This window comes from Actinoplanes sp. NPDC051861, from assembly GCF_040681145.1.
In the GTDB taxonomy this organism is placed as follows: Bacteria; Actinomycetota; Actinomycetes; order Mycobacteriales; family Micromonosporaceae; genus Actinoplanes.
Window position 1 is genome coordinate 343,984 of record NZ_JBFAYE010000004.1, and the last position, 12,633, is coordinate 356,616.

General features: G+C 68.7%; 15 protein-coding genes. 4 read left to right on the forward strand and 11 right to left on the reverse strand.

Going from position 1 to position 12,633, the window contains the following annotated elements:
- Positions 1 to 88: 88 nt before the first annotated feature.
- From AB0M02_RS15775 to AB0M02_RS15800, 6 genes are all read right to left on the reverse strand, one after another.
- Positions 89 to 499 carry a type II toxin-antitoxin system VapC family toxin gene (locus AB0M02_RS15775; protein ID WP_364226899.1) on the reverse strand — a complete coding sequence of 137 codons (411 nt, stop codon included), beginning with the start codon at positions 497 to 499 and terminating at the stop codon, positions 89 to 91.
- Positions 500 to 501: 2 nt separating this feature from the next.
- On the reverse strand, positions 502 to 759 hold the full coding sequence (locus AB0M02_RS15780) for a type II toxin-antitoxin system Phd/YefM family antitoxin (protein ID WP_364226901.1): 258 nt from the start codon (positions 757 to 759) through the stop codon (positions 502 to 504).
- Between the two features lie 180 nt (positions 760 to 939).
- Positions 940 to 1,617, reverse strand: a complete 678-nt coding sequence (locus AB0M02_RS15785; protein ID WP_364226904.1) for a hypothetical protein — start codon at positions 1,615 to 1,617, stop codon at positions 940 to 942.
- 14 nt (positions 1,618 to 1,631) lie between these two features.
- Entirely contained in the window at positions 1,632 to 2,141 is a 510-nt protein-coding gene (locus AB0M02_RS15790) for a SigE family RNA polymerase sigma factor (protein WP_364226907.1), read from the reverse strand.
- A 45-nt stretch (positions 2,142 to 2,186) separates the two neighbouring features.
- On the reverse strand, positions 2,187 to 2,912 hold the full coding sequence (locus tag AB0M02_RS15795) for an aspartate/glutamate racemase family protein (protein ID WP_364226909.1): 726 nt from the start codon (positions 2,910 to 2,912) through the stop codon (positions 2,187 to 2,189).
- Entirely contained in the window at positions 2,912 to 4,402 is a 1,491-nt protein-coding gene (locus tag AB0M02_RS15800; RefSeq protein ID WP_364226912.1) for an NCS1 family nucleobase:cation symporter-1, read from the reverse strand. The genes AB0M02_RS15795 and AB0M02_RS15800 overlap by 1 nt, the downstream gene beginning before the upstream one ends.
- Positions 4,403 to 4,462: 60 nt before the next feature.
- On the opposite strand from AB0M02_RS15800, the gene AB0M02_RS15805 reads away from it, so the two are divergent.
- Positions 4,463 to 5,317 carry an alpha/beta hydrolase gene (locus AB0M02_RS15805; RefSeq protein WP_364226915.1) on the forward strand — a complete coding sequence of 285 codons (855 nt, stop codon included), beginning with the start codon at positions 4,463 to 4,465 and terminating at the stop codon, positions 5,315 to 5,317.
- Here AB0M02_RS15805 and AB0M02_RS15810 read toward each other — a convergent pair.
- Positions 5,300 to 6,013: a GntR family transcriptional regulator gene (locus tag AB0M02_RS15810; RefSeq protein ID WP_364226917.1), complete on the reverse strand. Its 714-nt coding sequence runs from the start codon at positions 6,011 to 6,013 to the stop codon at positions 5,300 to 5,302. The genes AB0M02_RS15805 and AB0M02_RS15810 overlap by 18 nt on opposite strands.
- Before the next feature lie 56 nt (positions 6,014 to 6,069).
- On the opposite strand from AB0M02_RS15810, the gene AB0M02_RS15815 reads away from it, so the two are divergent.
- Positions 6,070 to 6,702 carry an ATP-dependent Clp protease proteolytic subunit gene (locus tag AB0M02_RS15815; RefSeq protein ID WP_364226920.1) on the forward strand — a complete coding sequence of 211 codons (633 nt, stop codon included), beginning with the start codon at positions 6,070 to 6,072 and terminating at the stop codon, positions 6,700 to 6,702.
- 68 nt (positions 6,703 to 6,770) lie between these two features.
- Here AB0M02_RS15815 and AB0M02_RS15820 read toward each other — a convergent pair whose 3' ends face one another.
- Positions 6,771 to 7,193 carry a 50S ribosomal protein L11 gene (locus AB0M02_RS15820; protein ID WP_364226923.1) on the reverse strand — a complete coding sequence of 141 codons (423 nt, stop codon included), beginning with the start codon at positions 7,191 to 7,193 and terminating at the stop codon, positions 6,771 to 6,773.
- 183 nt (positions 7,194 to 7,376) lie between these two features.
- On the reverse strand, positions 7,377 to 8,156 hold the full coding sequence (locus tag AB0M02_RS15825; protein WP_364226925.1) for a lytic transglycosylase domain-containing protein: 780 nt from the start codon (positions 8,154 to 8,156) through the stop codon (positions 7,377 to 7,379).
- A gap of 149 nt (positions 8,157 to 8,305) precedes the next feature.
- Here AB0M02_RS15825 and typA point away from each other — a divergent pair, with 149 nt between their 5' ends.
- Positions 8,306 to 10,171, forward strand: coding sequence for a translational GTPase TypA (gene typA, locus AB0M02_RS15830; protein WP_364226928.1), 1,866 nt, complete (start codon positions 8,306 to 8,308; stop codon positions 10,169 to 10,171).
- 163 nt (positions 10,172 to 10,334) lie between these two features.
- On the opposite strand, the gene AB0M02_RS15835 is transcribed toward typA, so the two are convergent.
- Complete coding sequence (locus AB0M02_RS15835) at positions 10,335 to 10,664, reverse strand: hypothetical protein (protein ID WP_364226930.1); 330 nt, start codon at positions 10,662 to 10,664, stop codon at positions 10,335 to 10,337.
- Positions 10,665 to 10,838: 174 nt separating this feature from the next.
- Complete coding sequence (locus AB0M02_RS15840; protein ID WP_364226933.1) at positions 10,839 to 11,840, reverse strand: TerC family protein; 1,002 nt, start codon at positions 11,838 to 11,840, stop codon at positions 10,839 to 10,841.
- Between the two features lie 478 nt (positions 11,841 to 12,318).
- On the opposite strand from AB0M02_RS15840, the gene AB0M02_RS15845 reads away from it, so the two are divergent.
- Positions 12,319 to 12,630, forward strand: coding sequence for an antibiotic biosynthesis monooxygenase family protein (locus AB0M02_RS15845; RefSeq protein WP_364226935.1), 312 nt, complete (start codon positions 12,319 to 12,321; stop codon positions 12,628 to 12,630).
- Positions 12,631 to 12,633: the final 3 nt, after the last annotated feature.

A 12,633-nucleotide genomic window follows, 5' to 3' on the forward strand; every position in this document is an offset into this window, starting at 1 on the left:
GAGTGGCCGCCCCGCCGGCCGCCGCCGCTGGAGTGGCCGCCCCGCCGGCCGCCGCCGCTGGAGTGGTCGCCCGGCCGGCGGCCGCCGGTCAGTCGAACGGATTGACGGCCGGGACGCCGGTGCGGGCGACGTCCGCGGTGTTGCGGGTGACGAGGGTGAGGCCGTGGACGCGCGCCGTCGCCGCCATCAGGCCGTCGATGACGGGCGGCGGCGTCCCGGTGGCGCTCATCCGCCCCCATTCCTCGGCGACCCGGGCCGTCACGGGCAGGAGCCGTTCCGAATACGCCCTTGTCAGCCCGGTCAGCCACCGCTCCAGGACCTCAGCCTGTTTCGGATCGCGAGGCCGGAGCCGGTCAATGCCACGCCTGATCTCCCCGACCACCAGCGCGCTGAGGTAGGCGATGGCATCAGAGTGCACGGCATGCCACTCGGCGACCCGCGGGTGGGGAGCACTCTTACGAAGTTCCGAGACGACGTTCGTGTCGAGCAGGAAGGCCACGATCAGCCGACCAGGTCGATGTCACGGGGCTGCTCCCGCGATCGCTCGATCACCGAGTCGAGGTCCAGGTCGTCGACGGGATCTGCCCGCAGGTATTCCATCAGCCCGACCTGCTGCCCGTGGAACCGCCGGTAGGAATCGATGTCGATGAGAACCGCCACCTCCTCACCGTGCTTGGTGACGATTTGCGGCTCACCGGTCTCAGCGGCCCGCAGCACCTCACTGAAACGCTGCTTCGCCTCCTGCACCTGCCAGATCATGAAGCACCCCCCATCTAGACAGACTAGATAGTACACCCATCAACGAGGGGCGCCGCCAGCCGTCGCGGCGGAGGACGCGGCTTGCGGGGCGGGGCAGAAGCGCCGGGCTGGTAGACATGGGCGGGGAGACCGGGGCGCTGCGATCGCTCCGGTCTCCCACTCCTTCGAAGGGCGGGTGGCTCAGCCGTGGCCGGGCTGGGCGTCCTTCGTCACGGTGATGCCGGCGGCGAACTCGACGACCTGGTCGCCGGTCCAGCCGAGGTCGTCCCAGACCTGGACCTGCAGGCGCGGCTCGGAGCCGCGGTCGACGAGCAGGTTGAAGCCGGTGGTCTGGTCCTCGTACTTGCCGAGGTAGCCGGTGTACTCGCCGACCTTCACCTTCTTGCCGTTCGGGGCGCCGTGCTCGTCGACCGACTGGAGCATCACGGCGACCTTGCCCGCGAAGGAGTGCATCTCCTGGTCGGCGATGCCGATCGGCGCGAGGGTCAGCACGCCCGCGTCGACGCCCTGCACCTCCCAGCCGTCCGGGACCTTGTCGAGGATGAAGCCCTTCGGCTGCTCACCCTTGTAGGAGACCAGCTCGATCGACGGGCCGCCCGCCGCGTCGGCGGTCGTGGTGGCCGGGGCGACCGCCTGCGGCTGGGTGGCACCGGGTGCCGGGACGGCGCCGCCGCTGGTGGCGAACGCGAAGGCCGCGGCGACCGCGGCGACCGCGAACGCCGAGCCGGCGGCGGACTGGAAGACCCGGCGGCGGCGCAGGGCACCGCGGCCCCGGGCCAGGTCGGCCTCGATCTGCTGGGGAGTTGGTTCGGTGGCCGGGCCGGCGATCCGCTCCAGCCCGTCGTACAGGTTGTTCATCGTCTTTCTCCAGGTCAGCGCAGTGCGACGGAAGGGTTCAGGCCGATGACCGTGCGCAGCCGCTCCAGGGCCCGCGCGGTCTGGCTCTTCACCGTTCCCTCGGAACAGCCGAGGGCGTCGGCGGTGTCGGCGACGTCGAGGTCGTAGAAGTACCGGAACACCAGGGCGGCACGCATCCGTGGTGGGAGCTGACTCAGGGCCGCGCGCAGCCCGTCCGCCACCTCAGTACCCACGATCTCCGTCGCGGCGTGATCCGGAACCTCGGCCATCGGCCGTTCCCGGCGCCGCCACCACCGCCGCCGCTCGTCCGTCAGCGCGTTGACCAGTACCCGGCGAAGGTATCCGTCCGGGTTGTCGGCCCGCCGGAACGCCGGCCAGGCGACGTACAGCTTGGTCAGGGTCGACTGGACCAGATCCTCCGCGAGGTGGGCGTCGCCCGCCGTGAGCAGAGTCGCCGTACGCACCAGCCCGGCTCGCCGGGTCGCCACGAAGTGGTGGAATTGCTCATCACGCTCGTTCTTCACACGAGCCCCTCCTTCGCTCTCACGCCTCCCTGACGACTCCCACCCTCACCGGGGTTGCATGAAGCCGGAAAGAATTCCGGAGAACCGTTTGACCGGCGGGGCAGCGTACTCATCCCGCCTCGACGTGCGCAAACCCAGTGTGACGAGGGACTGCACGAGCGCCGTGGCGGCGGTGACCCCGTCGATCACCGGGACACCGAGCTCGCGGGAGACGTCGGCGCAGAGGCCGGCCATCCCCGCGCAGCCGAGGACGATCACGTCGGAGCCGTCGTCGTCGAGGGCCTGACGGGCGAGCCGGACGACCCGGGGCAGCACCGTGGGGTCGTCCTCCAGCGCGAGGACCGGGATCTCGCAGGCGTGCACTCCCCGGCAGGCTCCGGCGGGTGCGTAGCGGTGGGCGAGGTCGAGAGCGCGTCCTCGCGTACGCCCAAGGGTTGTGACCACGCTGAAACCGCGACCGACAAACGTTGCCGCATGCATCGCGGCCTCGGCGATGCCCACCACCGGGCCGGCGGCGATCTCGCGTGCCGCATCCAGGCCCGGATCGCCGAAGCAGGCGATGACGTAACCGTCGGCGTCGCCGCGAGCGATCTCCGCGAGCAGGCCCGGGACCGCGAGAGCCTCGTCGTAGTGACTCTCGATGGAGACCGGGCCCATGGCCGGGGTGACCGCCTCGACGACGACGCCCGGGCCTGCGACGGCCCGGGCGCTCTCCTCGATCAGCGCGGTCATCGACGCCGTGGTGTTGGGGTTGACGACCTTGATGCGCATCAGCGTCGTTTCACCAGGCTCAGGTAGACCCCGAAGCCGAGGGCGCAGCCGATGAACCAGCTGTACTTGGCGATCTCGTGCATGCCGGGCCCGCCGGTCCACAGCACCGGGATCACCGCGATGATCGCGCCGGCGGCGGTGGCGATGACGGCGGGCGGGTTGTAGCCCTTGCGGTACCAGTAGCGGCCGGTCGGCGACATCGTGAACATCGCGTCGACGTCGACCTGCTGGCGGCGGACCAGGTAGTAGTCGGCGATCAGCACGCCGAACAGGGGCCCGATGAAGGCGCCGAGGGTCTCCAGCGTGTAGTGGATGACGTCCGGGTTGTTGTAGAGGTTCCACGGTGTGAGCAGCACCGAGCCGACCGCGGCGATCATGCCGCCGGCGCGCCAGGAGATCCGCTGCGGGCTGACGTTGGAGAAGTCGAACGCCGGTGAGATGAAGTTGGCGACGATGTTGATGCCGATCGTGGCGATCGTGAACGTCAGGGCGCCCAGGACGATCGCGAACGTGCTGTCGATGCGGGCGACGGTCGCGACGGGGTCGGTGATCAGCTCGCCGAAGACGGGGACGGTGAGGCTGGCGGTGACGACGGTCAGGATGCTGAACATCAGGAAGTTGACCGGGAGGCCGAGGAAGTTACCCAGCTTGACGGCCTTGAACGACTTCCCGTAACGGGAGAAGTCTCCAAAATTCAGCATTGGTCCTGAAAAATACGATACGACCAGGGCGATCGCGCCGAGCATGACCGGGATCGCGTCCAGGCCGTGGTACTCGACCTCGCCCAGGTTGAGGTCGATGGCACTCCAGCCGGCCTCGGCGATGAGATACCCGGCGAGAAGGAACATCACGACATATACGGCAGGGCCGCAAAAATCGATGAATTTGCGGATTGTTTCCATGCCGGTCCAGAAGACGGCGGCCTGCAGGACCCAGAGCAGGGCGTAGGTACACCATCCCAGGAGTGGCAGTCCCAGGAAACCGTACTGGTTGACGTCCGCGTAGGGCATCAGGGACGGCCACAGCTTGAGGACCACGACGTCGAGCGCGGCCGACGCCAGGTAGGTCTGGATGCCGTACCACGCCACCGCGATCGACCCGCGGATGATCGCCGGCACGTTCGCGCCCAGCACACCGAAGGCCACCCGGTTGATCACCGGGTACGGCACGCCGGTCACCTGCGACGGCTTGGCCACCAGGTTGCAGAAGAAGTAGACGATCGTGATGCCCACGACCAGTGAGATCAGCACCTGCCAGCTGGACAGGCCCAGCGCGAAGAGGCTGCCCGCGGTGACGTATCCGCCGACGCTGTGCACGTCGGACATCCAGAACGCGAAGATGTTGTAGGAGCCCCACTGCTGCTTCTTCAGCGGTGCGAGGTCCTCGTTGGTGAGCCGGGGATCGTATCCGGACTTGCTGACGCCGCTACCGACCGGCATGCCGGCGGCTTCGACCAGGTCCTCGTGATGCTTGCCGGGGATGGTGGCCATGGCGTCACGCTAGGAATCCGCTGTTTCACCCGGATGAGCGGAACTGTATATCTTGCAGCCATGGCGAGCTGGCAGATGAGTGTGGTCGCGGGGTTCACCCGCCTGGTGTACCGGCGCAGGTTCGTGACCGAGGCGGCCGGGCACCGCACTCTCGCCCGGCCCAAGGGCTCCGCCGCTCCGCCGTCGTTCCTGACGAAGCGGTTCGAGGTGACCCGCGAGAACGTGTGGGGCTTCGACGTCTACCGGGTCCGGTCCGGCGCCGGCGCGGACCGTCCCGTGGTGGTCTATCTGCACGGAGGTGCGTACACCAGCGAGATCGTCCGGCAGCACTGGTCGCTGATCGGGCACATCGCCGGGCACACCGGCTGTGACGTGCACGTGCCGATCTACGGGCTGGCGCCCCGGCACCACGGTCTCGAGGCGCTGGAGTTCGTCACGAAGGCCATCCGTGACCTGGGCCGCCCGGTCTACCTGGCCGGTGACTCGGCGGGCGGTGGGCTGGCACTGCTGGCGGCGCAGGCCTCCGAGAACGTCGTGGGCATGACGCTGATCGCGCCGTGGCTTGACCTCACGATGTCCAATCCGGGCATCGACGCGATCGAGCCGCACGACCCGTGGCTGGCGCGTCCCGGTCTGCGTCCCATCGCCGACGCGTGGACCGGCGGGCTGGCGCTCGACGATCCGAGGCTCAGCCCGATCTACGGGAACCTGAGCGGGCTGCCACCGATGCAGGTGCTGGTCGGCACCCGGGACATCACGATGGCTGACTGCCGGACGCTGCGCGAGAAGATCCCGGGGATGACCTATGTCGAGGTACCCGGCGCGCTGCACGACTATCCGCTGCTCCCGGTGCCCGAGGCACGGGCCGGGCGGCGCGCGATCGTCGAGCACATCCGGTCACTCGTTCGCGAATAGCCCCCGGTCCTGCGGCAATGACGAGATGAAGTCCTGCAGCCGGGAGTGGTGGCCGGCGCACACCAGGGACAGCCCGTCCGCGTCCCGCCGCAGGAACGCCGCCAGCATCCCGGCGTGGTCGGAATGCAGCAGCTCCCGGTCCGCGCCGTTCAGATGCGACATCGGGCGCAGCGGCTCGGTCAGGTTCCAGGCCGCGCCCAGCATGTGCAGCAACCGGCCCATCCGGCACGGTTCGATCAGGGACAGGTGGAACCGCCGGCTCTCCCGGTGGTACGCGAGCCCGCCGTCCTCCGCCTCGATCGCCGCGTCCAGAGCACGCAGCGCGGACCGTGCCTGCTGGTCGTCCTCCTCGGTCGCACCGGCCACCGCCGCACGCAGCGCCGCGGACTCCAGCGCCTCCCGGACCAGGTAGATCTCGCCGAACTCGCGGGCGGTCAGCATCGCCACCCGATAGCCCCCGTTCGGACGGTGGTCCACCAGGCCCTCGCCGATCAGCGTCATCAGCGCCTCACGGACCGGGATCCGGCTCACACCGAACGCCGTCGCCACGGCATCGACCGGTATCGCCGAGCCGGGCGGCACCTCGCCCTGCAGGATGATCCCGCGCAGCTCGTCGAGGATCACGCTCTGCGGGCAGCCGGGCGGCCGCTCCGCCAGCCGCGCCAGCAGGGCGGACCGGCGCCGGGGCCCTCGCATGGCCGGACCCTAGCGGCTCCGCGTTATCGGCGCGTTTCGAAGTTAGGCTGGAACGCGTGCAGCAACGACACGATCCGTCCCGCTGGGGATTCCCGCCGCCGCACCAGCAGCCCGACTGGGGGCCGCCGCCGCTACCGGCCGGTCTGCCGGGCTGGCTCGAGGAGCGGCTCTTCGACCAGCGGATCGTGATGCTCCGCGGCCAGCTCACCGGTGAGACGGCGACCGGGATCGCGGCGGCACTGCTCACACTCGACTCGGCCGGGCCCGACGCGGTCCACCTGCACGTGGCGAGCCCCGGCGGCGACCTGAGCGCGGCCCTGTCGATCATCGACGTGATCGATTCGCTGACCGCTCCGGTGCACGCGGTGGTGACGTCGGAGGCGGGCGGTGCGGTGCTGCCGGTCCTGGCCGCGGCGGATCGGCGGGCGGCATATCGGCATGCCCGGTTCAAGCTGGCCGAGCCTCGGGCGGCCGGGGTGACCGGCACGGCCGACGAGGTGGCCGCGGCTGCCGGGCAGCACCTGCGTGAGCTCGAGGAGGCGGTGCTCCGGCTCGCCGAGGTCACCGGCAAGCCCCGCAGCCGGGTGGAGGACGACCTGTCCACCGGGCGGACGCTGACCGCCGCCGAGGCCCTCGAATACGGCCTCATCGACGAGGTGGTCGCACCCAAGCGAAACGGCCCAGGATGAGACCAGGACGTCGCACCCAAACGAAACGGCCCCGGGCAGTAACCCGGGGCCGTCGTCGCGCTGGGAACTCAGGCGACCTTGACACCCATCGACCGGGCAGTGCCCTTGACGATCTGGATGGCGGCGTCGAGGTCGTTCGCGTTGAGGTCGGGCAGCTTGCGCTCCGCGATCTCCTTGACCTGCGCGGCGCTCAGCGTGCCGACGGTCGTGGTGAGCGGGTTGGCAGCGCCGGACGGGATGCCGAGGCTCTTCTTGATGAGGAAGCTCGTCGGCGGCGTCTTGTAGACCAGCGTGTGGCTGCGGTCCTCGTAGACCGAGACGATGACCGGAATGATCTCGCCACGGTTCTTCGAGGTGGCCTCGTCGTACTCCACCTTGACGGCGCGCATGTTCGCACCGGTCGGGCCGAGCATCTTACCGAGGTCGACCATCGCGGCGTTACCCGCCTCAAGCGCGAGGGTTACCTCATGAGTCTTTTTCTTGGGCGGCATTGAGTAGGGCTCCTTAGGGTGAGCTGCACGGGCCGAACACGCAGCTCGCCAGCATCAACGACACACGACAACCCCGAGACCTTACTATCGCCGTGACCAGCGGGTCAAAACGGCTCCACGTGGGGGTCTCGGGTTCAAATGCCAGTGTAGCTCGCAGGGCCGGGGGCTCGGAGACCGGCCCGTTCAGTACCGGTCGCAGTAGCAGGACTTCATCAGCGCGCGGACCGAGTCCACGTACTCCGGGTTCGGCAGCGTCTTGCTGTCCGCGTTGGCGAGCACGGCGTCCGGGCCGGCCTGGTACGCCGAGATGACCAGGTTCAGCAGGCACCACGACGAGTGCGTCTTGCACTTGGCAGTGCTCAGGTCGTAGGTCTTCTCCGCATACGCCTTCTGCGACATGTACCGGGTCAACCAGGCCAGGTAGTTAGCCCCAACCCGGGCATTGTCCTGATATTTCGTGGCATCGTACGTCAAACCGAACCGCTGGTTGATCATGTCCACGGTGCCCGGCATGACCTGCATGAGACCAGCGCCACCGTCGCAGTTGTAGATGTTGCTGGTCCAGCCGCTCTCGTGCCAGGAGATCGCCTTGACGAGCGGATAGTTCAGCTTCAGCGTCGGCGCCTCGTTGGTCCAGTAGATCCGGCCCGCCGCGTCCTTGAGCGCCGCCTTCACCTTCTTCTTCGAGACCTCGGTGCCCTTGTGCTCGGAGCAGGGCGGCTCGACGAAGTTGTTCGGGTCCTCGGTCGGCGTCGGACTGGCCTTCTTCGTCACAGTTTTCGTCTTCGACGGCGTCGGCTCGGCGGTCGGCTCCTCGATCGGCTCCTCGGAAGGCGTCTCCGACGGCGAGGGTGACGGCGACGACGGCAGCGGCGCCGCGACCGGCGCCGGATCCTTACCGCCCAGACCACACCCACCGGCTATGACCAGCGCGACAACCGCCGCAAAGATCCGCTTACCCATCGATGCAAACCTCCCCCGTAAAACATCGATGACGCACGCTAACAGCAGCTAGTGGATCTTCGCTGACCCGCAAAAACCCCAAAAGGTCCCAAGATTCCGGTCTTGACCCCGCGCCCCGGACGGCAACGACAACCGGCGACAATGGGTGTATGCAGACCCGCACCGACCTCCGCAACGTCGCCATCATCGCTCACGTCGACCATGGCAAAACCACCCTGGTCGACGCCATGCTCCGGCAGGGCGGACAGTCTCACGCGCGCGGCGAGATGGCCGATCGCGTGATGGACTCCATGGACCTGGAGCGGGAAAAGGGCATCACCATTCTCGCCAAGAACACCGCCATCAGCTACCAGCCCGCCGAGGGCGAGCCGGTCACGATCAACATCATCGACACGCCGGGTCACGCCGACTTCGGCGGTGAGGTCGAGCGCGGCCTCACCATGGTCGACGGTGTCGTGCTGCTGGTGGACGCGTCCGAGGGCCCGCTGCCGCAGACCCGCTTCGTGCTCCGCAAGGCACTGCAGGCCCGCCTGCCGATTATCCTGGTGATCAACAAGGTGGACCGGCCGGACGCGCGGATCAAGGAGGTCGTCGATGACACGTACGCTCTCTTCTTTGATCTTGATGCGGACGATTCCCAGATCGAATTCCCGATCATCTACGCGTGCGCCCGCGACGGCATCGCCACGCTGAACCAGCCGGCCGACGGCGCGGTCCCCACCGACAGCGCCGACCTCGAGCCGCTGTTCACCACGATCCTGGAGACCATCCCGGCACCCACCTACACCGAGGGCTCCCCGCTGCAGGCGCACGTGGTCAACCTCGACGCCTCGCCGTTCCTCGGCCGTCTCGCGCTCTGCCGCGTCCACGAGGGCACGATCCGCAAGGGCCAGACCGTCGCCTGGTGCAAGACCGACGGCACCGTCGCCAACGTCCGCATCTCCGAGCTGCTGCTCACCGAGGGCCTGGAGCGCAAGCCCGCCGAGAGCGCCGGGCCCGGCGACATCATGGCCGTCGCCGGCATCCCGGACATCATGATCGGCGAGACGCTGGCCGACGCCGAGGACGCCCGCCCGCTCCCCCTGATCAAGGTGGACGAGCCGGCCATCTCGATGGTCATCGGCACCAACACGTCACCGATGGTCGGCAAGGTCAAGGGCGCCAAGGTCACCGCCCGCATGGTCAAGGACCGCCTCGACAAGGAGCTGGTCGGCAACGTCTCGCTCCGCGTCCTGCCGACCGAGCGCCCGGACGCCTGGGAGGTGCAGGGCCGCGGCGAGCTGGCCCTCGCGATCCTGGTCGAGCAGATGCGCCGCGAGTCCTACGAACTGACCGTCGGCAAGCCGCAGGTGGTCACCCGCGTCGTCGACGGCAAGGTCCACGAGCCGGTCGAGCGCCTCACCATCGACGCCCCCGACGAGTACATGGGCGCGATCACCTCACTGCTCGCCACCCGCAAGGGCCGCATGGAGCAGCTCACCAACCACGGCACCGGCTGGCTGCGCATGGAGTGGCTGGTCCCGGCGCGCGGCCTGATCGGCTTCCGCACCGAGTTCCTCACCGAGACCCGCGGCACCGGTATCATGCACCACCTCTTCGAGGCCTACGAGCCGTGGGTGGGCGAGCTGCGCACCCGCCAGAACGGCTCCCTCGTCGCCGACCGCTCCGGCGTGGTGACGGCCTTCGCGATGACCAACCTCCAGGAGCGCGGCCAGCTCTTCGTCGAGCCCACCACCGAGGTCTACGAGGGCATGATCGTCGGCGAGAACTCCCGCCAGGACGACATGGACGTCAACATCACCAAGGAGAAGAAGCTCACCAACATGCGCTCGTCGACCGCCGACGAGACCGAGAAGCTGATCCCGCCGCGCAAACTCTCCCTCGAGCAGGCCCTCGAATTCTGCCGCGAGGACGAGTGCGTCGAGGTCACCCCGAGCGCCGTCCGCATCCGCAAGGTCGAACTCGACCAGACCGTCCGTGGCCGGGCCGCAGCCCGCCGCAAGCACCAGCAGTAGCTTTTCTCGCGCTTCGAGGCCCGCCCACTCCAGGCGGGCCTCACTCTTTTCCAGATCAAAATCATGCTTTTCTACGGGACGGCGGCTGGTCCCGTGCTTAACCCGCGACCCCCTGCAACGCAAGCGTGTGCCGCGCCCGCCGGGCTGACCTGCCGTCCCGGCCTCACCACCCTCCCCGATCCCCCTGCCGGCGCCCCGCCGCCACCACCCACTGCCGCCACGCCACCACCACCCGCCGCAGCCGCTGCGGCCACCCACTGCCGCCACCCGCCGCTGCCGCCACCCGCCGCCGCTGCCACCCGCCGCCGCTGCCACCCGCCGCCGCCACCACCCGCCGCCCGCCCGCCGCCGCTGCGGCCACCCGCCGCCGCTGCCACCCGCACCCGCCACCACCCGCCGCCCGCCCGCCGCCGCTGCGGCCACCCGCACCCGCCGCCACCCGCACCCGCCGCCACCGCGCGCGGCACCCGCTGCCACCACCCGCCGCCGTCATCCACCGCCCACCGCCCGCCGGCCGGAAACGACGAAACCCGGGCGACCGACGTCACCCGGGTTTCTCGTCGACTTGGCACCGACGTTGCGTGTGGAGTTCGGCCCCGCTGCGCACCCCAACTCCACACACGGGTTGGGGGTGGGAGGGACGGCTGCGTGCGGAGGTCGGAGGCGCTTACTTGTCGGCGGTGATCAGCTCTCGTTTCTTGTCCCGCGAGCTTTTGATCAGGCTGGCGACCGTCGCTATCGCGAGGGTGCCGAGGATGACCAGCAGGGAGAGCCAGATCGGGATCTCGGGGGCCCAGTGGAAGCCGTGGCCGCCGTTGATGAACGACAGGCTGTTGGTGTGCAGGGCCTCGAGGAACAGCTTCACACCGATGAAGGCGAGCACCACGGCCAGGCCGATGTTGAGGTAGACCAGCCGCTCGAGAAGGCCACCGAGCAGGAAGTAGAGCTGGCGCAGGCCCATCAGCGCGAAGACGTTCGCGGTGAAGACCAGGTACGGCTCCTTGGTGATGCCGAAGATGGCCGGGATCGAGTCGAGCGCGAAGATCAGGTCGGTCGTGCCGATGGCGATCATGACGATCAGCATCGGGGTGAAGAGCCGCTTGCCGGTCTCGGTGACCACGCTGAACCGGCCGTCGCCGAACGAGCTCGACAGCGGCAGCGCCCGCTTGGCCCAGCGGATGAGGATGTTCTCCTTGAAGTCGTCCTCGTCGTTCTCGCCGTCCTTGACCAGCGTGATCGCCGTGTACACCAGGAACGCGCCGAAGATGTAGAACACCCAGGAGAACTGCGAGATCAGCGCGGCACCGGCGGCGATGAACGCTCCGCGCATGACGAGCGCGAGCACGATGCCGATCAGCAGCACCTTCTGCTGGAGATGACGTGGCACCGCGAACCGGGCCATGATGATCACGAAGACGAACAGGTTGTCGACGCTCAACGAATACTCAGTGAGCCAGCCTGTGTAGAACTCGCCGGCGGCCTGGCCGCCCCAGGCTATCCAGACACCCACACCGAAGATCAGGGCGAGCGTGACGTAGAACGTCACCCATCCGCCCGCTTCCTTCATGCTGGGCTCGTGCGGCCGGCGCCCGATGATCAGGAGATCGACGGCGAGCACGGCGATAAGGGCTACCAGGGTGGCGCCCCAGACCCAGGCGGAAACGTTCAACGAGGACCTCCGGCAGACACGGGTCGTCGCTGCGCCCACTCATGGCGAGTGAGAACAGCGACGTGCGACTGTCGGAGGTCTCTTCCGCCGCGAGATCGAAAACGATCCGCGACCGCCGGCCCCGGGCCCGCCGGCAAGGCGTTCCGTGTTGACGAGACCGGAGCGGGGGAATACTCCCCTCCCACGGGAGCCATTGTGACGCATCGCGGCCCCGAACGGCGAACCGGGAGCCTTGGAAGTGGCGGGCCTCGCGGTCAAACCACTCATCCCGGTCGTTATCGCGACGCAACTCCCCGGTCGCCGCCGCGTAACCCCGTCGATCTTGAGCTGTTTGCTGACCTCCCAGCGCACGTCGCGCCTTAGCTTAACCCCGCCCAAGCTCCAGATTCCCCGTCTTCCCAGTCCCCATCCCATCGACGCTGGTCGCTATGACCTCCTAGCAAGCTGTCCATCTGGTGCGTATGGGACGCTTGCGGGCATGGTTCTCGAAGTGACGCTCATCGACGTACTACCCGGCCGGGCCGACGACTTCCTCGCCGCCTTCCAGGTAGCACGACCGATGATGGCCGGCGCCCCAGGCTGCCGCTCGGTCCGCCTCCAGCGGAGCGTCGCCTCGTCCGACCGCTTCGTCCTCCTCGCCGAGTGGGACAGCCTCGAAGCCCACGAACACCACTTCCGCCGCACCGAACGCTTCGCCCAGTGGCGCGCCCTGATCGCCACCGCGCTGGCCCAGCCTCCGTTGGCCGAGTTCTACGCCGAGGTGCTCGCCGGCGACTTCTTCGGCGGCTGACGG